This window comes from Streptomyces kaniharaensis (assembly GCF_009569385.1).
GTDB lineage: Bacteria > Actinomycetota > Actinomycetes > Streptomycetales > Streptomycetaceae > Kitasatospora > Kitasatospora kaniharaensis.
The window spans coordinates 5,929,870-5,955,935 of sequence record NZ_WBOF01000001.1; the positions used below are offsets into that span (position 1 = coordinate 5,929,870).

The following is a 26,066-nucleotide window of genomic DNA, read 5'->3' on the forward strand; positions in this document are numbered from 1 at the left end:
GGCCGGTGTGCGGGTGAGTTCGGCTGGAGCGGTCATCGGTTGCCTTCCAGGACGGCGCGGATCTCGCGGGCGGCGACGGTCAGGCGTTCGAGGGCGGGGCGGACCTCGTCCCATCGGCGGGTCTTGAGGCCGCAGTCGGGGTTGACCCAGAGCCGTTCGGCGGGCAGCCGGTCGATGGCCGAGCGCAGCAGCTCGGTGAACTCGGCGACCGCGGGGACGCGTGGTGCGTGGATGTCGTAGACGCCGGGGCCGACGGCGCGCGGGTAGTGGGCCGCGGCGAGTTCGGTGGTGACGGCCATCCGGGAGCGGGCGGCTTCCAGGGAGATGACGTCGGCGTCGACGTCGTCGATGGCGGGGAGGATGTCGCCGAACTCGGCGTAGCACATGTGGGTGTGGATCTGGGTGTCGGCGCGGACACCGCTGGTGGTGAGGCGGAAGGCCTCGGTGGCCCAGGCGAGGTAGTCGGGATGGGCGGCGCGGCGGAGCGGGAGGGTTTCGCGCAGGGCGGGTTCGTCGACCTGGATGACAGCGGCGCCGGCGGCCTCCAGGTCGTGGACCTCGTCGCGGAGGGCGAGGGCCACCTGGCGGGCGGTGTCGGCGAGGGGCTGGTCGTCGCGGACGAAGGACCAGGCGAGCATGGTGACCGGTCCGGTGAGCATTCCCTTGACCGGACGGTCCGTCAGATTCTGTGCGTAGCGGTACTCAGCCACGGTCATCGGCGCCGGTCGGGAGACGTCGCCGGCCAGGATCGGCGGCCGGACGTAGCGGGTGCCGTAGGACTGCACCCAGCCGTGCCGGGTGGCCAGGTAGCCGGTGAGCCGCTCGGCGAAGTACTGGACCATGTCGCCCCGTTCGGGTTCGCCGTGGACGAGGACGTCCAGACCGGCCTTCTCCTGGAAGGCGACGACCTCGCGGATCTCCGCTTCGATGCGCTCCCGGTAGGCGGCGTCGTCGATCCGCCCGGTGCGCAGGCCTGCGCGCGCGGCGCGCAGGGCGTCGGTCTGCGGGAAGGAGCCGATCGTGGTGGTCGGGAGCGGCGGCAGGTGGAGACGGGCCTGCTGGGCGGCGGCGCGTTCGGGGTACGGCGTGGCGCGGCGGCTGTCGGTGGGGGTGACGGCGGCGCAGCGGGCGCTGACGGCCGGGTCGTGGGTGAGTGCGGAGGCGGCGCGCGAGGCGCGGGCGGCGCGATTGGCGGCGAGTTGCGGGGCGACGGCGTCGCGGCCCTCGGTCAGTGCGCGGGCGAGGGTGACGGTCTCGTCGAGTTTCTGCCGGGCGAAGGCGAGCCAGCGCAGTACCTGAGGGTCGAGTTCGCGTTCACGGGCGGCGTCGAGCGGGACGTGCAGCAGCGAGCAGGAGGGTGCGACGTCGAGCCGGTCGGCGAGGGGGAGCAGGGTGACGAGGGTGGCGAGGGCCTGGTCGAGGTCGGCGGCCCAGATGTTGCGGCCGTCGATCACGCCGGCGACGAGCCGCTTGTCCTGGATGCCGCCGAGGGCGGCGAGGCCGGGCAGGTTGGCGGCGGCGGGGCCGGTGAAGTCGAGGGCGAGACCTTCGACGGGGGAGTTGGCGAGGACGGGCAGCGCTTCGCCGAGGGCGTCGAAGTAGGAGGCGACGAGCAGCTTGGGGCGGCGGGCGGCGGAGGCCAGGTACCGGTAGGCGCGGGCGGTGGCGTTCAGCACGGCCGGCGGCTGGTCGCGGACCAGGGCGGGTTCGTCGAACTGGACCCACTCGGCGCCGACGGCCTGCAGGTCGCCCAGGAGCTCGGCGTAGACCGGCAGCAACCGGCCGAGGAGGGTGAGGGGCTGGAAGTCGGAGGGTGCGTCGGGGACGGGCTTGGCGAGGAGGAGGAAGGTGATCGGGCCGAGCAGCACGGGGCGGGTGGTGAGGCCGAGGAGCTTGGCCTCGGCGAACTCGGTGAGCGGCTTGCCGGGTTGGGCGCGGAAGACGGTGCCGGGGCCGAGTTCGGGCACCAGGTAGTGGTAGTTGGTGTCGAACCACTTGGTCATCTCCAGCGGCTCGACGTGCCCCGTGCCGCGAGCCATGGCGAAGTACACGGCGAGCGTGTGCGCGGGGGTGCCGGGCTGGAGGTCCCGGCCGGCGGCCAGGTGGCGGGGCGGGACGGCGCCGAGCATCCAGGCGGTGTCGAGCACGTGGTCGTAGAGCGAGAAGTGGTTGCCCGGGATCTCGCCGAGTCCGGCGCCGGCCAGCTGCTGGAAGACGCTGCGGCGCAGGCCGGCTGCGGTGTCGAGGAGTTCGGCGGCGGTCCTGCGGCCGGACCAGAAGTCCTCGACGGCGCGCTTGAGTTCACGGTCCGGGCCCTGGCGTGGGTAGCCGTGGACGGTCGCCGTCGGGTGGTGCGGGGTGGGGCGGTTCACGGAACTCTCCTTCGCGAGTTCGCGTGGACCCGGCGGGCAGGGGCGCGCGAAGGAGCGGGCCGGGGCGGTGCTGTCCGCCGTGCCCGTGCCGCCGCCGACCTTCCCGCGAGGTCCCGGTGAGACCGTGCGCCGCTGCGGCGCACGGGCAGCGGCAGGTCTTCGGACTCATGGGCACGCCGGGCCATGGTGGCCGTACCGGCTCCTACCGGCCGTCGCTTCCCGGACGCTTGCTCGCGTCCAGTGCTTGGTTGACGGCTTTCGTTCCCACTCACCGCTGCGGGGCAGTTCCGGACTCGCACCGGATTCCCTCTTGCGACGCAACCCGCCTGGCGGACGGGGCGAACCAGCTGCACCGCCCACCCTAGCCCGAATCGCCCGCTCCGGTCGACGGGTTCAGCGTTGGGCGTGCCGGTGAAGCCGCGGCCCGTTCGGTGGCCGCGCAGGTCACGCGCCCTGAGGATCACTCACCGGTTTTTGAACTCCTCGATGGCCGCGCGGACCGTCTCCTGCATCGCTTGGCTGCCGACGTGCCCCGAGTCCTCGAAGATGTGGAGCCGCGCGTCCGGCCACACCTTCGCCAGATCCCACGCCGTCTGGACCGGGCTGCCCATGTCATGCCGGCCGTGGACCAGCACCGCCGGGATCCCGGCCAGTTCATGGGCGTTGCGCAGCAGTTGGTCCTCCTCCAGCCATGCGCCGTTGCTGAAGAAGTGAGCGCAGATCCGTACGAACGCGATCCGGGCGTCGACCTCGCGATCGCCGTACATGCCGGGGATGCCGTTGGGCTCGTCGGAGATGACCGCGTCCTCCCACGCGAGCCAGGAGGCCGCGGCCTTCTCGCGAATCGCCCGGTCGGGGTTCTCCATCAGTCGCGCGTAGGCCGCGAGCAGGTCGCCGTCCCGCTCGCCCTCGGGGACGCCGTCGCGAAACCGGTCCCAGGCTTCGGGGTAGAACCGACCGGCACCCCGGTACAGCCAGTCGATCTCCGTACGGCGGGTCATCGTCACCGCCTGGATGACGATCTCGCTGACACGCGCGGGGTGCTGTTGCGCATAGGCCAGGATGAGCGTCGAGCCCCAGGAAGCTCCGTTCAGCAACCACCGCTCGATGTCGAGGTGTTGGCGTATCCGCTCCATGTCGTCGATCAGGTGCTGCGTGGTGTTCAGACTCATGTCCGCCGCCGGGTCACTGGCGTGCGGGGTACTACGGCCGCAGTTGCGCTGGTCGAAGCGGATGACGCGGTAGCGCTCGGGGTCCCATGCCCTCGTCGGCCGCTGCGGAGCGCCCGATCCCGGGCCGCCGTGGACGTACAGGACGGGCTTGCCTCCGGGGCTGCCGAGCTGTTCGTAGTAGATGCGGTTGCCGTCTCCGGTGTCGAGAATTCCACTGTCGTAGGGACTGGTCGGAGGGTAGAGATCAACCATGACCGTCGATCCTACGGTTGCTGTCGCAACCGGGGCTCGCGAATGGGAAATCCTCGTCAGCGGAGGCACCCGGTGATGCGAACGGTGGTCTCGGTGTGAGCGGTGAGGTTGTTGGCCGGGTCGGTGGCGGTGAACTTGAGGGCGTAGTTGCCGTCGGCGAGGAGTGGCACGGTGAAGCGGCCCGCGCTACCGGTGCCGATGGTGACCGGGCCGTTGGGGCCGGTGATCTGCCAGACGGTGTGCTTCGGATCGGTGATCGGCTGGTTGCCGGGCTGGGTGCGGGCCGTGCCAGTGAACGTCTCCTCGCAGCCGCGGCGCAGCGTCGCGCCCGAGAGTGGCTGTTCGATGCTGACGGCCGGTGCCTGAGGCTGGGCGGGCGGGTTGCTGCCTTGCGTGGGTGTGGGCGCGGTCGTGCTGCTGGGCGTGGGTGTGGGCGCGGCAGTGCTGCTCGGCCGTGGGGAGGACCCCGGAGTGCGGGAGGTGCTCGCGGTGGTGGACGGGGCAGTGGTGGCGGGTGTGCTTGCCGTGGGGGAGGAAGCAGTGGTGGCGGGTGTGCTCGCGGAAGGCGTGACGGCGGGGGCCGACGTCGTGGGCGCGCTCGGGGAGCCGGCGGGCGTCAAGGGCGGCAGGTCCAGCACGGGTGGGAGATCGGGCCGGGAGACGGGGGGCGCTGTCGGGCCGGGTTCGGTGGGTTTGGCGTCGATGGTGGCGCAGACCGCGCTGCCGGTGATCTGCTGGCCGGCCGGGATCGTGGTGCCGCGCAGTTCCTGGTCGTCGGCGCCGCGTGGGTGGGAGTCGAAGTAGCCGTTGCCGGTGAGTTCTTCGCGGCTGCTGTGCTCGATCCACACCGAGTTGCGGAACCCGGTGCCGGCCTGCTGCCCGTTACGTCCGGTGAGGTGCCAGTCCTTGACGACGTGCCCGGACCTGCCCGGCGCCGGCCCGTCGGCCGAGGCGTACAGCAGGCCGTCACCGAGGTACCGCTGCTGGTAGGTACCGTTCGCGGCGGCCGTGGTGAAGCGGAAGCCGCCGCCGACCGCGAAGGTGTCCCGGGGGCAGTGCAGGTCGAGGTCCGCCGCGCCGCCGGCGGTGACGGCGGCCTGCGCGGTGACCACGGAGACGTCCTTGAGTTTGGCGCAGATCGCGCGGACGCCGACGGCGTAGTTGGCCTGGGGCGGCTGCGGGTCCTCGATCCGGGTTCGGCGTTCGGCGAGATCGCTGCTGCGCATCGGATACGGTCGGGTGCTGAGTTCCGTCCCGGGGTTGACCGAGGCTATCCACTGCATCGGGGTGGAGTGACCGGTGGCGTCGGGAAGTGTGGAGAGCTGGTCCAGGGGCAGGGGTGTGGCGGGGTGTCCGGGAACGGTGCGGCCGGCCCGGAACTCGAGGCCGGTCATCGTGTATCCGGGGGTGCAGGAGTCCGTGCCCAGGTAGGAGGTCGCCAGCCCGGCCCAGGGGCCGTCCGTGGTCAGGTCGTGGATCTGGCCGTCATCACCGGCGGTCACCTTGTCGAGGCGGTCCCGGAAGGCGAGGGCCCGCTGGGTGTAGTCGCCGCGGGGCGCCAACTCCACGCGCGCGTTGACGCACAGGGCGTACACCGTCAGCGTGGCCGGCGCGTCGCCGGGGTTGTAGGCGGCCGCGAGCCAGGCGCTGCCGCCCACGAACTCGCTGATGCTGGCGTACCCGGCGCCCTCGACCGCGTACCCGCCGCCGAGCGCGGTCTCGTTCTCGGCGCAGCCCGCCACCGCCGCCTGCTGGCCGCCCGGCGGCAGCGCCACCTGTGCGTTGCGTTGTACGACCTGAAGGTGCGGGCCCTGAACGGCCCACCAGATGCCGGCGCCCACCGCACCGGTGGTCACCAGTGCGCCGGCCGTCACCACGGCGACGGTCTTGCCGCCGACCATGCCGCCCACTCTCGCCCAGACCGCGGAACCCATCGCCGTCAACCCCTTCCCCCCACGGGGGGCGCATCGCGAGTCACCAGGACTTCCGTCCACTCCCACCACGGCCGGGCAGTTGCGCGGGCGGATGGGAGGCACACTGTAGCGGTGCGGAGAGCGCGGGCCCAGAGCTTGGACAGCCTCATCTGCGGGGCTCGGTGGAGCTTCTCCTCGGCCGGTTCCATCGGGGAGGACACCGGAGCACGCGAGGGCCGCAGCCCGGTGGCGGCGGCCACTGTCGTCCGGGCCGGCGGCAGGTGGCCACACCCCACGTTCCGGCGAAGACCGCGCGCGGGTCTCCCTCCTGGGAGACCATGCCTTCATGGACACCGAGACCGTCGTACGAACCCGCCGCGCCCTGCACGCGGTGGCCGAGCTGGTTCTCGCCGGGCCGCAGTACCGGTCCAGCGGCACGATCCGGCTGCGCGCCTGCGCGGGCGGCTTCGCCACCAGCGTGGAGCCACAGCTGCGGGTGATCGGTGCGGAGCTGGTGGCACCCGGGCAGGTGCTGTCCCTCGAATGGACCACCTGCACCGCGCTCGGCGCGGCCCTCGGGCTCGCGGTCGGTGCTCCCGAGGGGCTGTACCAGGACGGGCCGGGCATCGCCGCTGACGACGCGGTCGAGGTGGATCCGTCCGCTGCCCGCCGGCTCGCGCACTGCTTCGCGATGGGCGACGCCGCGCTGCGCGGGCTGTTCCCGGGCGCGGAGCCGGTCATCTGGCCCGAGCACTTCGACATCGGGGTTACCGCCGACGAGGTGAACTACGGCGTCTCACTCGGCGACGCGTTCCAGCCGGAGCCGTACGCGTACGTCGGCCCGCACACCCCGCGGCAGGGCGAGTTCTGGAACGCGCCGTTCGGTGCCGCCCGGACGATCCGTGAACTCGGCGGCGTCATCGGCATCATGGCGTTCCTGGAGCAGGGCCGCCGACTGGCCGTCATCGCCTGACGGGCCCGAAGGGCGCCGAGCCGTCCGAGACTTCGGGCGTCCCCAGCGGATGAGGGGCCGGACGGCGTGAAGCACGCCGTCCGACGAGTCTCAGCGGCTGCTCAGGCGGCGAACCGGGCAGCGGCACGCAGTGGCTCCAGCGCGGTGCTCCAGGCGAGCAGCTCGTCGACGAGCCTGTGCAGCTCCTCGACCTGCAGCTCCCGCGGCTTGAACTGGGTGTGGTCCACGAAGTCCTCCCGCAGCGACAGCGCCAGCTGCGGTCCGATGTCCGCCATCTGCAGTCGCCCTGCCTGCGCCCGCAGCTCCTGCACCGCCATCACGGCGCCGAAGGAGCCGTAGCCGACGTACGCGACCGCCTTGCGCGTCCACTCCTGGTAGAGGTAGTCGATGGCGTTCTGCAGGGACGCCGGGGCGCCGCAGTTGTACTCGGGCGTGACGAAGATGTAGCCGTCGCAGGAACCGGCCCGCTCCGCCCACCGGACGGTGTGCGGCTGGTTGCCGGGCAGGACGAGCGCGGGGACGGGCTCGTCCAGCAGCGGAAGGTCGAACTCCTTCAGATCGAGCACCTCGAACGAGGCCCTGTCGCCGGCGTGCTGCGCGGCCAGCTCCTGGACCCACGTGGCCACCTGCTCACCGTTCCGGCCCGGCCGGGTGCTGCCGATGATGATGCCGATCCTGGTCATCTCACATGCTCCTGTGTGTTCGGCTTCTCTGTTGCACCCCTTGAGACGAGACAGCGCGGCCGGCTGTGACATGGACGAATGTGACGCGCGTCTCCCCGGCGCCCGGCGTCACGTGCCCGCGGTGCCGCTTGCTCCGCCGAGATCGTCGCGGCCCACGTGCTCGCCCGGTGTGGCCAGGTCCTCGACGGCGCCCGCGGTGACCACCGCGCCGGTGGACTTCTTGCCGCGCCGCAGCCTGACCTCCAACCAGCTCGCGAAGGACGTGAGAGTGAGGTTGAGCACGACGTAGACCGCCGCGACGATGGCGAAGCTCGCGATGGTGTTCGCGCCGTAGTTCGCGCTCATCGGCCGGACCGACGCGAGCAGTTCGGAGAAGCCGAGCAGCGCGCCGCCCAGCGCGGTGTCCTTCACGATGACGACCAGCTGGCTGACGATCGCCGGCATCATCGCGGTGACCGACTGCGGCAGCAGCACGTAGCGCATGACCTGGTTCTTCCGCATGCCGATCGCCTTGGCCGCGTCGCTCTGGCCCTGGGGGAGCGACAGGATTCCGGCTCGTACGATCTCCGCGAGCACCGAGCCGTTGTAGAGGACGAGACCGGTGACCACGGCGTACAGCGGCCGGCTGTCGGAGCTGACACTGGTGTACTTGGCGTAGGCCTCGTTCGCGAAGAGCATCAGGATCAGCACGGGGATGGCGCGGAAGAACTCCACGACGGTGCCGGCCGCGCCCCGCACCCACCAGTGGTCGGAGAGCCGGGCGATACCGAACAGCGCTCCGAGCGGCAGCGCGATGACCATCGCGAGCGAGGCGGCGATGAGCGTGTTCTTGAGGCCGGGCAGGAGGAACGTCGACCAGGCACGGGAATCGGTGAAGAAGGGCCTCCACTTGACCCATTCGAGCTGGTTCTTGTCGGCGAGGCTCTGGACCACCCACCAGACCACGGCGGCGAGAGCGACCAGGAACAGCACCGTCAACAGCACGTTCTGCCGTCTGGCACGGGGCCCCGGGGCGTCGTACAGGACGGACGACGACCTCATCGCTTCACCGACACCTTCCTGCTCACCCAGCCGAGGAACAGCCCGGTCGGGAGGGTGAGGCAGATGAATCCGAACGCGAAGACGGCGGAGATGAGGATGAGCTGCGCCTCGTTCTCGATCATCTCCCGCATCAGCGCCGCGGCCTCGGCGACACCGATCGCCGACGCCACGGTGGTGTTCTTGGTCAGGGCGATCAGCACGTTCGCGAGCGGACCCACCACGGAACGGAAGGCCTGCGGAAGGACGATGAGCATCAGCACCTGGGGGAATCTCAGACCGATGGCACGCGCCGCCTCGCTCTGACCCAAGGGCACCGTGTTGATACCGGACCGGATGGCCTCGCAGACGAACGCCGAGGTGTAGGCGATCAGGCCGAGCACGGCCAGCCGGAAGTCGATCGTCTTGAAGTTGCCGGCGCCGAGAGTGACGCCGAGCGTCTGGAAGAGGCCCAGCGACGTGAAGACGATGATCACGGTGAGGGGGATGTTCCGGACCACGTTGACGTAGGCGGTGCCGAAGCCACGCATCAGCGGCACCGGACTGACGCGCATGGCGGCGAGGACGGTTCCCCAGATCAGGGAGCCGATGGCGGAGTAGAAGGTGAGCTGCACCGTCACCCAGAAGGCTCCCAGCACGTCATAGCGATCAAGAAAGTCGAACACGGTGTTTCTCTCCCGGATCTCTCTCCCGGCCTTGCGCGTGACCGAAGGGCGCGGCGCGCCGCTTCGGGGGCGGCGCGCCGCGGTTGACCGCATCAGCTGACGATGACGCCGATCTGCGGTGCGGGCTCGTTGTGGTAGTTGGCCGGACCGAAGTTCTTCTTGACGTACGCGTCCCAGGAGCCGTCCGCGACCATCTTCTGCAGGGCGGTGTTGATCTGGTCCTTGAGAGCGCTGCCCTTCTGGACCCCGATGCCGTAGTTCTCGTTGCTGAGCTTGAAGCCGCCGAGTTTGAACTTGCCCTTGAACTGGTCCTGCGCGGCGTAGCCGGCGAGGATCGAGTCATCGGTGGTCAGGGCGTCGATGACCTTGTTCTCCAGACCGGTCAGGCACTCCGAGTAGCCGCCGTACTCCTGCAGCTGGGCGTTGGGCGCGATCTTCGTCTTGACGTTCTGCGCCGAGGTGGAGCCGGTGACCGAGCAGAGCTTCTTGTTGTTGAGGTCCGAGGGCGTCTTGATCGTGTCGTCGTCCGCCCGGATGAGTACGTCCTGGTGTGCCAGGAGGTACGGGCCGGCGAAGTCGACCTTCTGCTCGCGCGTGGGGGTGATCGAGTACGAGGCGGCGATGAAGTCGACGTCGCCGTGCTGGAGCAGGGTCTCGCGGTCGGCGCTCTTCGCCTCCTTCCACACGATGTCGCCCGGCTTGTGGCCGAGCTGCCCGGCGACGTACGTGGCCACGTCGACGTCGAAGCCGGTGTACTTGCCGTCGGGGGTCTTCAGGCCGATGCCCGGCTGGTCGAACTTGATGCCGACGGTGATCTTCTTGCCGGTCGTGGCACCGCCACCGCCACCGCCGCCGGATCCGCAGCCTGCGGCGGTCACGGACAGCACGAGCGCAGCGGCGACCGCGACGGTGACCTTACGAAGCTTCATGGTGATCGTCCCTAGTCTCAAGGGGCCCGGTCAGTGGTGAAGGATCTTCGAAAGGAAATCCTTGGCCCGCTCGGTGCGCGGGTTGCTGAAGAACTGATCGGGTGTTGTCTCCTCCACGATCCGGCCATCCGCCATGAACACCACGCGATTGGCGGCCGAACGGGCGAATCCCATCTCGTGGGTCACGACGACCATGGTCATTCCGTCGTGGGCGAGCTGCCGCATCACCTCCAGCACCTCGTTGATCATCTCGGGGTCGAGCGCGGAGGTCGGCTCGTCGAAGAGCATGATCTTCGGGTCCATGGCCAGTGCCCTGGCGATCGCGACGCGCTGCTGCTGGCCCCCGGAGAGCTGTGCGGGGTACTTCTCCGCCTGCGTGGCGACACCCACCCGGTCGAGCAGTCGGCGGGCCCGCTCCTCGGCGGTCTTCCTGCTCTTCCCACGCACCTTGACCTGGCCCAGCATCACGTTCTGCACCACGGTCCTGTGCGCGAAGAGGTTGAAGGACTGGAAGACCATGCCCACGTCGGCCCGCAGTGCGGCCAGCTCGCGGCCTTCGGCGGGCAGGGGTTTGCCGTCGATGACGATCTCCCCGGAATCGATGGTCTCCAGGCGGTTGATCGCGCGGCACAGCGTGGACTTCCCGCCGCCGGACGGCCCGATGACGACCACGACCTCACCGCGGGCGATGGTCAGGTCGATGTCCTGGAGGACGTGAAGATCGCCGAAGTGCTTGTTGACCTTGCTCAGTACGACCAACTCGCCCGTGTCCGGGGTAGGAACTTCCTTGGTCACGGCTGCTCCGTTCGTCGGCTTCATGATCCGTCCCCCCACAGGAGGCCGCACGCCGAGAGCAGGGGCGTGTGCCGATGCGAGGGACAGCGGGAGGAACACGGTCGCGATGATCGCGGCGTGGCGTGCCGTAGACGCCTCACAGCAATGGTTGCTCCTCCGATCAACCGGACGTGCCCCACCGCAGGTGCGGGTACCCGCGGTCCGGGCCTGCCGGGCAAGCGATGGGGAGGTTCCGCCCATGATTCCCGGACCGGCGGAGGCGATGGTGTCCGGGCGCAGTCGTCGGAAAACTGGGAAATGTACGAACTAACCGGCCGCTCTCGCGCTATCTTCGGACGGGTTTCTCCCGGTCCGTGCGCCATGCGGCAGGTCTGAGGGCGGTGAAGCTTGGCCGATTGCGTCAGGATTTCAGAACGGCTTGCGTTGCCAAGGGACTTGGCCGGTCCGATCGTCGCTTCGGCGCGGCGGAGCTACGAGTACGCCGTCCATGTGTGCCGCGACGAGCAGGACGCCGTGGAGCGGCTGTGCTCGGAGATCGGGGGGCGCCGGGTTGCGTTGATCACCGATGACTCGGTGGCGCTGCTGCACGCCCGGCGGCTCGCCGACCGGCTGACCGGTGCGGGCCTGACGGTGGCGATGACCTCCTTCCCCGCCGGGGAGGGCAGCAAGAGCCTGGCAACGGCGGCCGGGCTGTTGGACTGGCTGGCGGGCAGCGCGCTGGCCCGCCGGGACGTGGTGCTCGCCATGGGCGGCGGCGTCGTGATCGACACCGTCGGCTGGGTGGCGAGCGCCTACATGCGGGGCGTTCCCTACATCAACGTGCCCACCACGCTGTTGGCCCACGTGGATGCGGCGATGGGAGGGAAGGTCGCCGTCGACCACGCCTCGGCGAAGAACCTGATCGGTTCGTTCTACCAGCCCTCGGCGGTCGTCTCGAACGTCGGTTACCTGCGCACGCTGGACCGCCGCCATCTGAGGGCGGGGCTCGCCGAGGCGATCAAGAAGGGGATCATCGCCTCGCCCGAGCTGTTCGAGCTGATCGAGCAGCGGCACGCCGACCTCCTCTCCGCCGATCCGGCGGCGACGGCGCGGCTGGTGCACGGTGCGAGTGTGATCAAGTGCCGGCTGATCGCCAAGGACCCGTACGAGGAGGATCTGCGGAGACCGCTGAACTTCGGTCACACGGTCGGCCACGCGGTGGAAACCGTCGCCGGCTACGGGCACGTGCTGCACGGCGAGGCGGTCGCGTACGGAATGGCCTGTGCCTCGCGGATCGCCGAGAGCCGTGGGCTGCTGGCTCCGTCGCTGCTGCGGAGGATCACCGGGCTCCTTCGGGAGGTCGGTCTGCCCGTCGTGCTCGCCGACCTGCCGGTACCGGTCGATCCCGTCGAGACGCTGAACGCGCTGGGCCAGATCCGCAAGATCCGCGACGGCCACATCCGCTTCGTCCTGCCCGTGGAACTCGGCGAGACGGTGGTCGCGGACGACGTGACCGATGCGGAGATCCACAAGGCGTTGGTCGCCAAGGCCGACGGGTCCGGGGGGCCGGATGACTGAGTGGGACGTCGTCGTGGTGGGCGGAGTCGGCGTGGACACCATCGTCCGGGTGCCGCAGCTTCCGCTTCCCGCGCGGGAGACGATCAAGGTGCCGCCCATCCGGCAGTACGTCGGGCACACCGGCAACGGCGTGGCGCTGGGCTGCCACTCCCTGGGCCTGCGGACGCACTTCGCGGACGTGATCGGCGACGATCCCGAGGGGCGACTCGTGCTGGCCCGCTACGAGGAGGCCGGACTGTCCTTCGCCCATCGGATCCATCCGAGCGGCACCCGGCGCAGCGTCAACCTGGTGGATCCGCACGGTGTGCGGGTCTCGCTCTACGACGGCCGGCATCCGCCGGACATGGCGGTGAGCCCGGACCTCTACCGGGGGGAGCTGGGCCGCACCCGGCACGCGCACGTCTCACTCGTCGACTGGGCGCGGCACGCGCTGGCGGACGCGGTCGACGCGGGGCTGTCCACCTCCACCGATCTGCACAACTGGGACGGCCGGGACGAGTACCGGGAGGACTTCGCCTACGGCGCCGATCTGGTGTTCCTGTCCGCCGGTGCCATCGGCGACCGGATGGAGGAGGTGTCCGAGTCCATCCTGACCCGGGGCCGGGCGAAGGCCGTGGTCGTCATGGCGGGCGGGCGCGGGAGCTATCTGAAGCTGTCCGGCCGGCCGTTGCGGCACGTGCGTCCGATGGCGGTGCCGGCGGCGGAGGTCGTGGACACCAACGGCGCAGGGGACAGCTACGTCGCCGGGTTCCTCTACGCCTGGCTGTCCGGGCGGGACTGGGAGACGTGTACCAGGGCGGGCTCGCTGGCCGGGGCACATGCCGTGCGTTCGGCCGGTACGCACACCTCGTTCATCACGTCGGAGGAGCTGAACCGTGCTCTGGACCGAGCAGGCTGAGGGCCAGCCCGTGGCGGTCGGTCGTCAGGTGTTCGCCGGCCAGCACGATGCTGTCCCGTACGGTCACGTCCCGGGCCACCGTTGCGCCGGGAAGCACCACCGAGCGGAGCACGCGCGCCCCGCGTTCGATCCGGCAGCCCGGGTGCAGCACGCTCTGTTCGACCACCGTGCTCCCGGGGAGTTCCGTGCCGAGCAGACTGCCCCGGTCCGGATCGAAGCGCGGCGCGGCACTGCGCAGGGTCCGGGGAAGTGCGTCGGGCGGGATCGGGTGCGGCTGCCGCAGCAGCTTCAACTGTTCGGCGTGGTAACGGTCTACGGTGCCGATGTCCGCCCAGTAGCCGGGGACGGGGAACGCCCGGACGGGTCGGTCCTGCGCGATCATGCGGGGCAGCACGTCGCGGCTGATGTCGTGTTGCCAGGGGTCATCACCGGCCGTCAGGTCGCCGAGCACCTCCCGGAGGGCATCGATGCGGATCAGGCAGAAGGCCGTGAAGATGAGATCCGAGGTCGGGTCGGACGGTTTCTCGACGAGCGCGCGCACGCGCAGATCGGCGTCCACCTCGACCATTCCGAACAGCTTCACGTACCTGCGCTCGATGCGCTGGACACCGATGGTGCAGTGTGCCCCCGAGGCGCGGTGCGCGGCCACCATCGGTCGGTAGTCGAAGACGTAGACGTGGTCGGCGTGTTGGACGAGCAGATCGCTCGCACCCGGTGCGAAGAGGTGCTCCGCGTTGGCCAGGAGTGCGTCCGCGGTGCCGCGTTCGGTCGGGCGGGCCGGAAGGGTGCGGCCGGGGCCCGGTGCGTCGTCGCCGCGGAGCAGTTCGTCATGGGGCCCGAAGTGCAGCCTGGTGCCCGGGTGGTAGTCCCAGTGCGTCATCACGTGGTGGACCAGGTCGGACTCGCGGTGCAGGGAGAGCAGCACCACCTCGGGCAGCCCGGAGCGGACGGCGTTCGCCAGGCTGAAGTCGACCAGCCGGCAGGACGCCGCGTACGGGACGAGCGGCTTGCAGGTCCTCGCGGTCAGCGGTCCCATGCGTTCGCCCAGCCCGCCCGCCAGGAGGGCGCCGCGTACTCCGTCCATGCTCACCAGGTCCTCCCCCGGGCCGCGGTCTCCGGCAGCAGCCCTCGCAGCACCGCCAGCGAGTTGGCCATGCCCTGCTCCGTCGGAAGGAGCGCGTCCTCGTGCTCCACGTAGACGACCCCGCGGTAGCCCTCGTCGAGCAGGGCCGCCACCACGGAGGGCCAGGGCAGCTCGCCGGAGCCGAGGGCTCGGAAGCGGATCGCCGGCCCCGGACCGTAGCGGGTCCAGCCGGCACCGCGCGGATCCCGTGGGTCACGCCACCGTTCGAGGTCCTTGGCGTGCACGGCGGCGACGTGGCCGTCCCAGCCCCGCACGGCGGCCACCGGGTCATGGCCCACCGCGGCGAGGTTCGCCGGGTCGAGGCAGAGCCGTGCCCCGGGGACGGCGGTGAGCAGCGCCCTCGCGCTCGCCGGGTCGTAGACCACCTGCTTCGGGTGCGGTTCCACGAGGACCTGCACACCGAGGCGCTCGGCCAGTTCGAGCACCGGCGCCGCCGCCCGCGACCAGGCCTCGATGTTGTCCTGCCAGCTCACGTCGCTGCCCCACCACGACAGCCAGCGGCCGAGGTCCGGCACGCCCAGCATCAGCCTGGCCTGCGGGGCGCCGATCCCGGCCGCCAGCCGGACGGTGCCGAGGGCGGCCCGCAGTCCGTACGCCCGCTTGGCCTCGGCCGGGCCCGCCAGCACCGCGTCGGTGTGCGGGCCGTGCGGTCCGAGCAGGAGCTGCGTGTCGCGGCTGTTGCTGACGCAACCCACCTCGATCCCGGCCGCGCCGAGCGTGGACCGCAACGCGCGGTGGTGGCTCGCGTCGTCCAGGCGGTCGCCGTCGACCAGCCGGAAGGTACGGTCGGCCGGCAGGTCGACCACGCCCACGCCGCTCCGGGCGGCGACCCGCAGCGCGTCCTCCAGGCCGAGGGGTGCGAGCGCCGCGAGGCACAGTCCCACTGCGATCGGTCCTGGCATCATCGCGCCTCACCTCCGTCCAGCTGTCTGCGCCACACCCAGCGCCCGGCGACGGAAGCGGGCAGGTCGTGCTCGTGCGCGCGCAGGGCGGCGAGCACCGCGTGGGCCGGATCGTCGACGACCACGGGTGGGCGATCGGCGCCGAGCTCCTTCACGATCCGGTGGCACAGCGCCTCGGCGAACGCCGGGCAGCCGTGGAACACGCCGCCTCCGAGAGCCGCCGACCAGCCGTCCGTCAGCCCCGCCGCGTCGCGGACCGCACGCACTCCGCCGACGAGCTCCGTGATCGCGGCGCGCACCACCCGGGCGGCCACGGCGTCGCCGTCCAGCCAGCAGCGGCAGACGACGGCGGACAGCGCGGCCACCGCGGCCTTGGGGAAGGGCTCGGCGGCGAGCCGGCGGGCCAGCTCGGGCACCGAGGATCCGGTGTGCTCGGCGAGCGCCGGGCCGAGCGCCGTCGGCGCCCCCCGGCCGTCGGCGCCCCGGACGGCCGCGCGCAGGCCGCCCAGGCCGAGGGCGAACGCGCTGCCCTCGTCGCTGCCCAGGTACTCGCAGCCTCCGACCGAGGCGGGTGGGCGGATCCCGTCGCTCGCGAGGAAGCCCGAACCCGTCCCGCTCACCACGGCGACGCCCCTTCCGCCGAGTGGGGGAGCGAGGAGCAGCGGCACGATGTCCCGTGAGATCACCAGCGTCCCGGTGAGGCCGGACCGTTCCGCCAGACGGCCCAGCCGGTCGAGCTCGCGCTGCGGTTCGTCGGCGTCGACCCCTGCGGTCGCCAGCCAGCCGGTCGACGGCCCGCCGCCCAGGCCGCGGGCGATGGCGCGCAGCAGTCCGAGCAGGGTGTGGTCGGCAGCCGAGGCCCCGACCGAGGCGGGGTTCACCGAACCCTCTCGCCACCGAGTCCCGTCGTCCAGTAGTGCCGTGGTGCGGCTGCCCCCGGCATCGATGACCCAGTTCCTCACGGTTCGCACCTGTGTGGTCGCTTTCCGTCGATCCTTGGGGGTCACGGTATCCGGAGCAACGCGGCTGGTCCTGTCGACGGTGGCGGGATGCCCTCTGAGTGGACGGAGCGCAGGTGCGGCGAAGTGGCGGAGTGGTCGGACTGCTGGCGCCGGCGGTCAGCTGGGGTCTGTTCTGGGGCGGCTGGGCCGCGCTGCTGCCCGGGATCAAGGCGGAGCTCGCGTTGACCGACCAGCAGCTCGGCCTGTCCCTGTTCGCGATCCCCGTCGCCGCGGTGCCGGCGATGCTGCTCACCGGGCCGCTGGCCCACCGGCTGGCGCAGTACACCCTGCCCGTTGTCACGGCGGCCTTCGGCGTGGGCGTTCTGCTGGTGGGACTCGCCCATTCGCGGGCCGCCTTCATCGGTGCCCTGCTGCTGATCGGGGCGTCGAGCGGCGGCGTCGAGGTGGGACTCAACGCGACACTGGCCGCCCAGGAGGCCAGGGACGGCCGGCGGCTGTTCAACCTGGTGCACTCCGCGACTCCGCTGGCGATGGTGGTCGCCGCGCCCGCTGCCGGCCTGGCGCGCTACCTCGGCGCCTCCCCGGAGGCGGTGCTGACGGCGATCTCGGTGCTGGTCGGCCTGAGCGCGGTGCTCGCGATCGACCGGCGGGGCTGGGAGGAACCGGCGTCGGCGGCGACGGAACGGCCCCGGCAGATGACCGGACTCCTGCTGATGCTCGGGGCGGTGGCCGCCATCGCGCTGCTGATGGAGAACAGCGTCGAACAGTGGGGTGCGATCCACCTGGTGCAGCAGCTCGGCGCGGGCCCGCTGATCGCGAGCTTCGGACCGGCGGCCTACATGGCCGGACTGTCCGCGGGGCGCATGCTCGCGCAGTGGCAGGGGGCGAGACTGCCGGATCGCACGCTGGTCTCGATCGGCGGAGTCCTCGGCGGCGCCGGTCTCGCCGTCGGCGCGGCCGCCTGGAGCGTGCCGTGGGCCGTCGTGGGCTACGCGGTCGCCGGGGGCGGACTGGCACCCGTGGTGCCCACGCTGCTCTCGGCGGTCGGCCGCGGCATCGACCCCGCGCGGCGCGCACGGACGATCTCCGCCGTGACGACCGTCTCCTACGCCGGCTTCCTGGTCAGCCCGCCGCTGGTCGGCACCCTCGCCGGTGCCGTCGGCCTGTCCGCGGCGCTCGGCACGGTGGCGGCCTGTGGGGTGCTCGTGGCGGCGGGCGGTCAGCTCCTTCGCCGACTCGCGGACGGCCCGACTGGAGGAGATGCATGACGGACCATCGGCTTCGCGTTCTGGTCGTCGGCGCGGGCTACCTCGCCAGCCAGGTGGGCGAACGGCTCAGTGCCCTCGGACACACCGTCACCCTCAGCTCGCGCCACCGACCCGCCACCGCGCACGGCCGGCACCTCGGCTGGCACCCCGTCGACGCCGGTGACCGCCGGTCCGTCCACGCCCTGCTCGCCGCGACCGGACCGGATGCCGTCGTCGTCGCCCACGGTCCGTCCGACATCACCTGGTGCGAGGCCAACCCCGAGCAGGCGATGGCGGCCCACCGCGGCGGCGCCCGCTACCTGGCCGAGGCGCTCGGGAGCCGCAGAGCGCTGCTGATCTCCACCGACAACGTCTTCCCCGGCAGCAGGAGCAGCTACGGCGAGTACGACCGCGCCGAGCCCGCCAACGTCTACGGCCGCGCGAAACTCGCCGCCGAGGACACGCTGCTGGCCACCGGCGACGTCCTCGTCCTGCGGGTGAGCCTCGTCTACGGTTGGGACCGCGACGGTCTGCGGCCGAACTTCTTCACCACCTGTGCGCAGGAGCTGAGCAGGGGCCGAACCGTGGCGGTACCGGACGACCACTGGAACAGCCCGGTGCTGATCGACGACGTCGCGGTGTGGACCACCACCCTGCTGGCGTCCGCGCACACCGGCATCGTGCACCTCGGCGGGCCGCGGAGGGTGAGCCGGCTCGCCTGGGCACGGCACATCGCCGGGTGCTGCGGTGCGGACCCGGCCCTGGTCCGTACCGCGCCGCAGCGCAGCACCGTGTACGCGTGCCGGCCGCGCAACGCCTGCCTCCACAGCGAGCGCGCCCCGCACCTGCCCGAGCTGGCGGGACTCGACCCGGTGGACGTGCTCGAAGCCAGCAACAGGCTCATCGCCCAGGAAAAGGAGTGCCGATGACGGGACAGCAGATCTTTCTGGCCAGCAAGCGCGCCGCGGTGACCTACGCACCCGACCCCGACAGCGGCGAGCTGCGCCCCTGGCTCGCGCCGGGCGGCACGGGAAACGTGGTCGCCGAGCAGGCGGGGGTGCTCGACGTGTCGTGGATCGCCAGCGCCGACACGGACGACGACCACCGGGCCGCCCGCGAGAACCCGGAGGGTCTCGCGCTCAGCCTCGGCTCGGGTCGACGGATTCGCGTCCAGCTGCTGCGCCACGACCGGAAGACCTTCGAGGTGGTGCAGAACTTCGTCACCGCCGAGTTGCTCTGGGCGGCCAACAACCACGGCTGGGACTCCTGGACGACGCCCACCTTCGGCAGCGAGACGTACCGGGCACTGGAGTGCTTCGACGAGTTCACCCGCGACTTCGCGGAGGCGCTGCTGAAGAGCTCGGCCGATGCTCCGGACCCGCTGTACCTCGTCCACGACTACCAGCTCGTCGGCGTCCCGCAGAAGCTGCGCGAACAGCGGCCCGACGCGCCGATCCTGCTGTTCGTCCACATCCCGTGGCCGACGCCGGACTACTGGCGCATGCTGCCGAAACCGATGCGCGTCGGCCTGCTGGAGGGCATGCTGCCCGCCACCACGATCGGGTTCTTCGCCGACCGGTGGTGCCGCAACTTCCTCGCCTGCGTCGCCGACCTGATCCCCGATGCCGAGGTCGACCGGGAGCGTGGCCTCATCCGCCGTCGGGGTGCCGTCACCCGGGTGCGGACCCTGCCGCTCGGCTACAGCCCGCTGACCATCGCCGGTCGCACCCCCGGACTGCCGGACGGCATCGCCGAATGGGCGGGGGACGGGCCGCTGGTCGTGCACAGCGGACGGACCGACCCGATCAAGAACGCCGAGCGCGCCGTGCGGGCGTTCCGGCTGGCCGTGCGCTCCGACGCGAGGCTGCGCGGCACCAGGATGCTCGTCCGGATGAACCCGAACCGGCTCTACGTCGAGGCCAACGCCGACTACGTCCGCCGCGTGCGGAGCGCCGTCGCCGAGGTCAACGCCGATCTGGGCGCGGACACCGTGCGCTGGCACTGCGACAACCACGTCGAGCACACCCTCGGCAGCTTCCGGCGGGCCGATCTGCTGGTGTTCAACTCCACCGTGGACGGCCAGAACCTGAGCGCCTTCGAGGCGCCGCTGGTCAACGAGCGCGACGCCGACGTGGTCCTGTCCGAGATGTGCGGAGCGGCCGAGGTGCTCGGAGGCGTCTGCCGCACCGTCAACCCCTTCGACCTGGCCGAGCAGGCCGAGGCCATCGCGGGTGCCCTGACGGCGCCGGCCGCGCAGCGGGCCGAGGCCGCCGGGCGCCGCCGTGCGGCCGCCGAGCCGTGGACGCTGGAGGCCTGGGTGCGCTCGCAGCTCGACGCCCTGCAGGCCGATCGGCGGGGCGGTCATGAGTGAGCTCGCGGCCGACCCCCGGCAGGTGGCGCAGTACCGGCTCGGTGATGCCGTGCTGGTCCGGGGCGAAGGCGTGCGCTGCTGGGACGGTGCGGGCCGGGAGTACTTCGACTGCGTGTCGGGCACCTTCAACCTGCTGCTGGGCCACAGCCATCCGGAGGTGGTGGCCGCGATCCGGGCCCAGTCCGAGGAACTGCTGTTCGCCACATCCTCGTTCCAGACCGAGACGACCAACCGGGTGATGCGGGAGCTGGTCAGGATCAGCCCCGCCAACCTGACCCGGGTGAACCTGCGCAGCTCGGGCGGCTCCACCGCGAACGAGGGCGCGATCAAGATCGCCCAGCATCACACCGGGCGGCGCGACGTGATCGTGCCGTTCCGCGGTCACGTGGGCCAGACGCTCGCCGCGGCGAGCCTCAACGGCACCAGCAGGCTGCGGGCGCCCTTCCCGTACCGGTTCCCCGGCGGGGTGCAGGTGCCCGGGCCGTACTGCTTCCGCTGCTTCTACCGGCAGACCCCGGACGTGTGCGGGATGCTGTGCGTGCAGCGCATCGAGGACTTCATCGACTACGCCAGTTCCGGCAGCGTGGCGTGCGTGATCATGGAGCCGGTCAGCGGAGCGGGTGGCAACGTCGTCCCGCCGCCGGGCTACCTCCAGGAGCTGAAGGCGTTCTGCGACGCCCGTGAGATCGTCCTGATCTTCGACGAGATCCAGACCGGGTTCGGCCGCACCGGTGAGATGTTCGCCGCCGACCACTTCGGTGTGCAGCCGCACATCATGACCCTCGCCAAGGGGCTGACGGGCAGTGGCCTTCCGCTGGCCGCGATCCTGACCGAGGAGCGCATGGCCGGCTGGGACCGTTCGATGCACGGCTTCACCTTCGGCGGACACAACCTGTCGGCCGCCGCGGCGGTGAAGACCCTGGAGATCGTGCAGCGGCCCGGCTTCCTCGAGAACGTCCGCGCCAGCGGAGCCGTCCTGCTCGACCGCCTGCGCGGGCTGCGGCAGGACCATCCGGTCATCGGCGACGTCCGCGGCCTCGGCCTGATGCTCGGGGTGGAACTGGTGAAACCCGACGGCGGCAAGGCCGTCGAGGAGGCCCACGCCTACCAGCGTGCGCTGGAGGGGCGGGGCGTGCTCACCCGGGTCTCCGAGCACGGCCTCGGCAACGTCATCGAGGTGCGCCCGCCCCTCGTCCTGACACCCGCCGAGGCGCACCTGGTCGCCGACCGGTTCGGCGAAGCCCTGGAAGCCCTCTGATGAGGGTGGTGCTGGAACCGGGCGGTCCGCGGCTCGACCCCGGTCCGCCCGAACGCCCGCCGGGCGAGCACGCGGTTCGCGTCCGGATCGAACTGGCCGGGGTCTGCCGGTCGGACCTCAAGGAGGTCGCCGGAAGCCGGTACGGAGTGAGCCAGTTCGGGCATGAACTCGTCGGAGTGGTCGAGGAGTCCACCGTCCCGGCCCTCCCGCCGGGGCAGCGGGTCACCCTCGACCCGAACGTCGCGATCGAACGGAGCACCGGCTTCGCCACCACGATGTGGGCAGCCGGACCGGCCGAGCGCCTCAGCACGGCACTGCCGGCCGTGCAGCGTCACATCCCGGCCCGCACCCTGGTCTTCACGGAGCCGCTGGCCTGCGCCCGGCACTGCCTTTCCAGCGCCGCCCGCCACGCGGACCGCGACCTGGCCGGCGTGCGACTCGGCGTGCTCGGCGCGGGAGTCGCCGGCGTGCTCATCGCCGCGCTGGCCCGGACGATGGGTCTCGACGTCGTCCTGACCAACCGGACCTCCGACCGCCGGGCGTTCCTGCGGGAACGAGGGATCGTCGACGTCCCGATCGGCCCGATGACGTCCGTACCGACCGGCGCACTGGACGTCGCCATCGTCGCCACCAGCTTCGTCCACCCCGACGTCCTGCGTGAGGCGCTGCGCATGACCGCGCCGGGCGGCCTGCTCCTGCTCTACGGCGGTACGGCGCCCGGTGACGCGCTTCCGGGGCTGGAGTGCGACCTGGACGCCGTGCGCCGCCGCGAGAGCATCGTCACAACTCGGTGGCAGGGGAGGGAAGTTCGCATCGCGGGCAGCTACGGCACCGTGCGTGCGGACTTCGAGGCGGCCCTCGGGGACCTCGCCGGACCGGCCATCGCACCGGACCGCATCGAGCGGATGATCGCCAGGCAGGTCGGTCTCCCCGAACTGCCCCGTGTCCTCCGGGAGCAGACCACCGGCCGCCACCTCGGAAAGACCCTCGTCGTGCCGTAGCGGCGTGACGCGCAGGAAGGACAGTGAGCATGGCCAGGATCCGCGCACTGGCGCTGGACTTCGGCGACACCCTGGCCCGCCCGGGCCCGGAGCCGGACGGTGTCACGGTCGCGCGGATCCTGCACGGCCTCGACGGGACCGTCGTGCCGGAGGCCTTCCCCAGCGCGTTCGAGCTGGTCGGCCGCCGGATCCGGGAGGAGGACCGGGCGCACTTCACCCAGAGCGCGTTCGCCGATCTGCTGCGCCGCAGCGCGCAGGAGTGCGGGGCCGTGATCCCGGATCCGACGGCCGCGACCGAGGCCGTGTTCACCGCGGTACCCGACGCCGAGGTGGATCCGAGGGCCGCGGACGCGCTACGCCGACTGCACGAGCGGGGGCTGGCGTGTGTACTGGCCTGCGACACCCGACGCCCCGAGATCGTGCGCCGCCGCACCCTCGAGGCCGCCGGTATCGCGGACTGCTTCGACGCCCTGGTCCTCTCCAGCACCCTCGGAGTCCGCAAGCCGAACCCTCTGTTCTACGACGCCGTGGTGAGCGCGGCCGGCTGCCGGCCCGAGAACATCCTGTTCGTCGGCGACGTCCCGGCCAAGGACGCGATCGGGCCGTACCGGTTCGGCATGCGCGCCGTCCTGGTCACGTCGTCGCCCCGCCCGGACGACCTACCCGAGAGCATCGGCGTGATCGGGCACTTCGCCGAGCTACCCGGGTACCTGGAGCACGCCGGTGAGCTGTGACCGGATGTGACTGGACGGCGCTGCCGAGGGATGTGCGACTGGCCGTCGAAGCCGCGATCGGCAGGCCGGTGATCACGGCCGAGCCGCCGAGGGCGGGGACGATCTCCGACTTCGCGGCGACGCTCCGCACCGAGCAGGGCGACGTCTTCTGCAAGGCGGTGCGAACGGCGAATCCAGAGGCATGGAAGCACCGGAAGGAGGCCGAGGTGAATCCCCTCCTCCGGGGGACCGCTCCTCGGCTGGAATGGCTGATCGAGACCGGGGGATGGCTGCTGCTCGGGTTCGAGCACCTTCCCGGGCGCCATGCCGAGCTGCGTCCGGGCTCCCCGGACCTGCCGCTGCTGGCGGCCGCCCTCGCCGCCCTCGCCGAACGGCTCACCCCGGCGCCGCCCGTGCCCACGCAGCCGTTCGCGGTGCGACTGGCGGAACGCCGGATCTGGCGCCTGATGGCCGAGCACGACCGAGGCCTACTGGACGCCTGGGCGGTGGCCCGCCTGGAGCAGCTCGTACGGATCGAGACGACGGCGCCCGGCCTGGTCGACGGCGACACGCTGTCCCACACGGATCTGTCAGCCGGCAACCTTCTCGTCGACGGCTGGACGGTCCGGGCCGTCGACTGGGCGTGGCCCGCCCGCGCCGCCGCCTGGACGGACACGGCGTCGCTGGTGCTGCGCCTCATCCACGCAGGACACAGCCCGCAGCAGGCGGAGGAGTGGGCCGGCGCGGTCCCCGCCTGGAAGAAGGCCGCTCCCGAGGCGATCACCGCCTTCGCCGTCGTCATCGCGGGCGTGCGCGAACACCGGCGGCATCTCGGCTCCGCACCGCGCCTGCGCGCCCTGGCAGCCGCAGGGCGACGGTGGGTGGACTACCGGCTCCACCGCCTGCCGCCCACTCCGTAGGTTCCGCGGGACGCGCCGCGGGGTATCGGGGTCACGCCGAGCCCGGCTCGACGGTCTTCGCGGCGGGCCGCGGAGAGCGCGACGGGGCGCATGGTGCCCGCCCGGGCCAGTATGGAGAGGAGACTGCGGCTCCACCTGTCGGCTTGAATGAGGTTGGTGTGATGGGCATGTCATCGCATGCGTCGTCGCGGCTCGGACACGAGGCCGCCGAGGCGGTGGCAGGGCGCGGTCTCGACGCGGCGGCGCAGATCCTGCGGTCGGCGCCGGAGCGGCTCGGCGCGTACATCGGCGGCCTCTACCTGCTGTCGGAGGAGCGGGAGCTGCTCGAACTGGCCATGACGCTCGGGGCCGCCCGGCAGTTCAGCAGGCCGTGGCAGCGCATCGGCCTGACCGCGCCGATCCCGGTGGTCGAAGCGGCGCGCAGCGGCCGGGTCGTGTGGGTGGGCGGCGCGGAGGAGATGGCGCGCCGGTACCCGCGGGTCGCGGTCGCCATGCCGTACGCGTTCTGCCTCGCGGCCGTTCCGCTCGTCGCGCGGGGGACGACGTACGGAACCGTCTTCCTGATCTGGCCCGCCACGCATCCCACCGAACTGTCGCCCCGTGAACGCGAGGGGCTCGAGGAGTTCGGCCTGGACCTGGCCGAGGTGCTGGCGGAGGCGGCAGGGGCGGGCCGTCCGATCCGGGCCGGCCCGCGCCCGGCCGTGGCGGAGGACCGTTCCGCCGACCCCCTCACCGCGCTGGCGGCACGACTGCCGGAGGGCGTGTGCGGCATCGACCTGGACGGCCGGCTGGCCGCAGTGACGCCGACCGCCGCCGAGCTGCTCGGCGAGCCGGCGGAGCGACTGCTGGGCTCACGGCCGTGGGCCGCGCTGCCGTGGCTGCGTGATCCGGTGTACGAGTACCACTACCGGGCGGCTGTGGTCAGCGGGCAGACCACGTCCTTCGTCGCCCTGTGCCCGCCCGACCGGTGGCTGTCGTTCCAGCTCTTCCCGGATTCCTCCGGCGTCACCGTGCGGATCGTCGCCGCCGATGCCGCCCTGCTCGACGGGCAGACCGAGAAGCCGGCCGAGCACGCGGTGCACACGCGGCCCGGAGCGCTGTACCACCTCCTCCACCTCGCCAGCGCGCTGACCGAGGCCATCACCGTGCAGGACGTGGTGACCATGGTCTCCGAGCAGATCCTGCCGGCCTTCGGCGGGCAGGCCGTCGCGGTCCTGATGGCCGAGGGCGGCCGGCTGCGCATCGCGGGCCACCGCGGCTATCCGCCCGGCCTGGTCGACCAGTTCGACGGCACCCCGCTCACGGAGTCCACGCCCGGCGTCCAGGCGTCGACCAATGCCGTGCCGGCGTTCTTCGAGACCCGCGCGGAGCTGGAGCGGCTGTATCCGGAGCGCCACGAGACCCAGGACGGGATGGCCGCCTGGGCGTACCTGCCGCTGGTGACCTCGCGCCGGCTGATCGGCACCTGCGTACTCGCGTTCGCCGAGCCGCACCGCTTCGACGTCGAGGAGCGCGCCGTCCTCACCTCGCTCGGCGGTCTGATCGCCCAGGCCCTGGACCGCGCCCGGCTCTACGACACCAAGCTCGTCCTCGCCCACGGTCTCCAGGAGAGCCTGCTGCCCCACGCGCTGCCCGTCGTCCCGAGCCTGGAGATCAGCGCCCGGTACCTGCCGTGCACCGAGGGCATGGACGTCGGAGGAGACTTCTACGACCTCATCCGCGTCGGCCCCGACACCGTGGCCGTCGTCATCGGCGACATCCAGGGCCACAACGTCAACGCCGCCGCGCTGATGGGCCAGGTCCGCACCGCCGTGCGTGCCTTCGCGGCGGCCGACGCGGATCCGAGCACCGTGCTGGCCCGCACCAACCGTCTGCTGGTCGACCTGGACACGGCCCTGCTGGCCAGCTGCACCTACCTCTGCATCGATCTCGCCCGCCGCGAGGCCCGGCTGGCCACGGCCGGGCACCCCGTGCCGCTGCTGTACGGCCCGGACGGCCGGGCGGCGGCGGTGGAGCCGGTCATCGGCATGGTCCTGAACGTCGACCCCGCCGCCGAGTACCCGCAGATCCGCGTCGACCTGCCGATCGGCAGCACCCTCGTCCTGTACACCGACGGCCTCGTCGACACGCCCGGCGCCGACCTCGACCAGGCGCTGGCCGACCTCACCGCCACGCTCGCCCGTCACGGCGGCGAACCGCTCGACCGGCTGGCCGACGCGCTCATCGGGCAGGCCGGGCACGCGGAGTACCGCACCGACGACGTCGCGCTGCTGCTGGTGCGGTCCGTACCCCGGTGAACGG

Annotated in this window: 22 protein-coding genes and 1 riboswitch; of the genes, 11 read left to right on the forward strand and 11 right to left on the reverse strand. The window is 71.8% G+C overall.

Annotation, left to right across the window (positions count from 1 at the left end):
* Positions 1-32 precede the first annotated feature (32 nt).
* From metE to F7Q99_RS26575, 3 genes are all read right to left on the reverse strand, one after another.
* The gene (metE, locus tag F7Q99_RS26565; protein ID WP_326847132.1) at positions 33-2,372 is read right to left on the reverse strand and encodes a 5-methyltetrahydropteroyltriglutamate--homocysteine S-methyltransferase; all 2,340 of its coding nucleotides are present in this window, start codon (positions 2,370-2,372) and stop codon (positions 33-35) included.
* Between the two features lie 151 nt (positions 2,373-2,523).
* A riboswitch (cobalamin riboswitch) is annotated at positions 2,524-2,707 on the reverse strand.
* 129 nt (positions 2,708-2,836) lie between these two features.
* Positions 2,837-3,796: a prolyl aminopeptidase gene (gene pip, locus F7Q99_RS26570; RefSeq protein ID WP_153465402.1), complete on the reverse strand. Its 960-nt coding sequence runs from the start codon at positions 3,794-3,796 to the stop codon at positions 2,837-2,839.
* 56 nt (positions 3,797-3,852) lie between these two features.
* Positions 3,853-5,730: a hypothetical protein gene (locus tag F7Q99_RS26575; protein WP_153465404.1), complete on the reverse strand. Its 1,878-nt coding sequence runs from the start codon at positions 5,728-5,730 to the stop codon at positions 3,853-3,855.
* 325 nt (positions 5,731-6,055) lie between these two features.
* Here F7Q99_RS26575 and F7Q99_RS26580 point away from each other — a divergent pair, with 325 nt between their 5' ends.
* A complete protein-coding gene (locus tag F7Q99_RS26580) occupies positions 6,056-6,682 on the forward strand; it encodes a hypothetical protein (protein ID WP_153465406.1) in 627 nt (208 codons plus the stop codon).
* Positions 6,683-6,783: 101 nt separating this feature from the next.
* Here the strand turns inward: F7Q99_RS26580 and F7Q99_RS26585 are convergent, their stop codons facing one another.
* The 5 genes from F7Q99_RS26585 to F7Q99_RS26605 all read right to left on the reverse strand — a co-directional run bounded on the left by F7Q99_RS26585 (position 6,784) and on the right by F7Q99_RS26605 (position 10,816).
* On the reverse strand, positions 6,784-7,365 hold the full coding sequence (locus F7Q99_RS26585; protein ID WP_153465408.1) for an NADPH-dependent FMN reductase: 582 nt from the start codon (positions 7,363-7,365) through the stop codon (positions 6,784-6,786).
* 108 nt (positions 7,366-7,473) lie between these two features.
* On the reverse strand, positions 7,474-8,406 hold the full coding sequence (locus F7Q99_RS26590) for an amino acid ABC transporter permease (RefSeq protein WP_153465410.1): 933 nt from the start codon (positions 8,404-8,406) through the stop codon (positions 7,474-7,476).
* Positions 8,403-9,068, reverse strand: coding sequence for an amino acid ABC transporter permease (locus tag F7Q99_RS26595; protein ID WP_326847263.1), 666 nt, complete (start codon positions 9,066-9,068; stop codon positions 8,403-8,405). The genes F7Q99_RS26590 and F7Q99_RS26595 overlap by 4 nt, the downstream gene beginning before the upstream one ends.
* Positions 9,069-9,160: 92 nt before the next feature.
* Positions 9,161-9,997: a glutamate ABC transporter substrate-binding protein gene (locus F7Q99_RS26600; RefSeq protein WP_153465414.1), complete on the reverse strand. Its 837-nt coding sequence runs from the start codon at positions 9,995-9,997 to the stop codon at positions 9,161-9,163.
* Between the two features lie 30 nt (positions 9,998-10,027).
* Positions 10,028-10,816, reverse strand: coding sequence for an amino acid ABC transporter ATP-binding protein (locus F7Q99_RS26605; RefSeq protein ID WP_153465416.1), 789 nt, complete (start codon positions 10,814-10,816; stop codon positions 10,028-10,030).
* A gap of 411 nt (positions 10,817-11,227) precedes the next feature.
* On the opposite strand from F7Q99_RS26605, the gene aroB reads away from it, so the two are divergent.
* Both aroB and F7Q99_RS26615 read left to right on the forward strand, forming a co-directional pair.
* A complete protein-coding gene (gene aroB, locus F7Q99_RS26610) occupies positions 11,228-12,349 on the forward strand; it encodes a 3-dehydroquinate synthase (RefSeq protein ID WP_230210325.1) in 1,122 nt (373 codons plus the stop codon).
* Positions 12,342-13,247: a carbohydrate kinase family protein gene (locus tag F7Q99_RS26615; protein ID WP_153465420.1), complete on the forward strand. Its 906-nt coding sequence runs from the start codon at positions 12,342-12,344 to the stop codon at positions 13,245-13,247. The genes aroB and F7Q99_RS26615 overlap by 8 nt, the downstream gene beginning before the upstream one ends.
* On the opposite strand, the gene F7Q99_RS26620 is transcribed toward F7Q99_RS26615, so the two are convergent.
* Genes F7Q99_RS26620 through F7Q99_RS26630 form a run of 3 tightly spaced genes read right to left on the reverse strand, consistent with a single transcriptional unit; the run spans position 13,204 to position 16,255 of the window.
* Positions 13,204-14,331 (reverse strand): sugar phosphate nucleotidyltransferase, encoded by a 1,128-nt coding sequence (locus F7Q99_RS26620; RefSeq protein ID WP_153465422.1) that lies wholly within the window; start codon positions 14,329-14,331, stop codon positions 13,204-13,206. The genes F7Q99_RS26615 and F7Q99_RS26620 overlap by 44 nt on opposite strands.
* A 2-nt stretch (positions 14,332-14,333) precedes the next feature.
* On the reverse strand, positions 14,334-15,275 hold the full coding sequence (locus F7Q99_RS26625) for a sugar phosphate isomerase/epimerase family protein (protein ID WP_326847133.1): 942 nt from the start codon (positions 15,273-15,275) through the stop codon (positions 14,334-14,336).
* Positions 15,276-15,292: 17 nt separating this feature from the next.
* Positions 15,293-16,255 carry a BadF/BadG/BcrA/BcrD ATPase family protein gene (locus F7Q99_RS26630; RefSeq protein WP_153465426.1) on the reverse strand — a complete coding sequence of 321 codons (963 nt, stop codon included), beginning with the start codon at positions 16,253-16,255 and terminating at the stop codon, positions 15,293-15,295.
* A gap of 113 nt (positions 16,256-16,368) precedes the next feature.
* Here F7Q99_RS26630 and F7Q99_RS26635 point away from each other — a divergent pair, with 113 nt between their 5' ends.
* The 8 genes from F7Q99_RS26635 (at position 16,369) to F7Q99_RS26670 (ending at position 26,062) form a co-directional block, all read left to right on the forward strand.
* Positions 16,369-17,523, forward strand: a complete 1,155-nt coding sequence (locus F7Q99_RS26635) for an MFS transporter (RefSeq protein WP_153465428.1) — start codon at positions 16,369-16,371, stop codon at positions 17,521-17,523.
* On the forward strand, positions 17,520-18,431 hold the full coding sequence (locus F7Q99_RS26640; protein WP_153465430.1) for an SDR family oxidoreductase: 912 nt from the start codon (positions 17,520-17,522) through the stop codon (positions 18,429-18,431). The genes F7Q99_RS26635 and F7Q99_RS26640 overlap by 4 nt, the downstream gene beginning before the upstream one ends.
* The gene (locus F7Q99_RS26645) at positions 18,428-19,873 is read left to right on the forward strand and encodes a trehalose-6-phosphate synthase (protein WP_153465432.1); all 1,446 of its coding nucleotides are present in this window, start codon (positions 18,428-18,430) and stop codon (positions 19,871-19,873) included. Before F7Q99_RS26640 ends, F7Q99_RS26645 begins: the two co-directional genes overlap by 4 nt.
* Positions 19,866-21,131 (forward strand): aspartate aminotransferase family protein, encoded by a 1,266-nt coding sequence (locus tag F7Q99_RS26650; RefSeq protein WP_153465434.1) that lies wholly within the window; start codon positions 19,866-19,868, stop codon positions 21,129-21,131. Before F7Q99_RS26645 ends, F7Q99_RS26650 begins: the two co-directional genes overlap by 8 nt.
* Positions 21,131-22,132, forward strand: coding sequence for an MDR/zinc-dependent alcohol dehydrogenase-like family protein (locus F7Q99_RS26655; protein WP_153465436.1), 1,002 nt, complete (start codon positions 21,131-21,133; stop codon positions 22,130-22,132). Before F7Q99_RS26650 ends, F7Q99_RS26655 begins: the two co-directional genes overlap by 1 nt.
* A 29-nt stretch (positions 22,133-22,161) precedes the next feature.
* A complete protein-coding gene (locus F7Q99_RS26660; RefSeq protein WP_153465438.1) occupies positions 22,162-22,866 on the forward strand; it encodes an HAD family hydrolase in 705 nt (234 codons plus the stop codon).
* A complete protein-coding gene (locus F7Q99_RS26665) occupies positions 22,863-23,765 on the forward strand; it encodes a phosphotransferase (RefSeq protein WP_326847134.1) in 903 nt (300 codons plus the stop codon). Before F7Q99_RS26660 ends, F7Q99_RS26665 begins: the two co-directional genes overlap by 4 nt.
* Before the next feature lie 167 nt (positions 23,766-23,932).
* Positions 23,933-26,062 carry a SpoIIE family protein phosphatase gene (locus F7Q99_RS26670; protein WP_230210326.1) on the forward strand — a complete coding sequence of 710 codons (2,130 nt, stop codon included), beginning with the start codon at positions 23,933-23,935 and terminating at the stop codon, positions 26,060-26,062.
* Positions 26,063-26,066 lie beyond the last annotated feature (4 nt).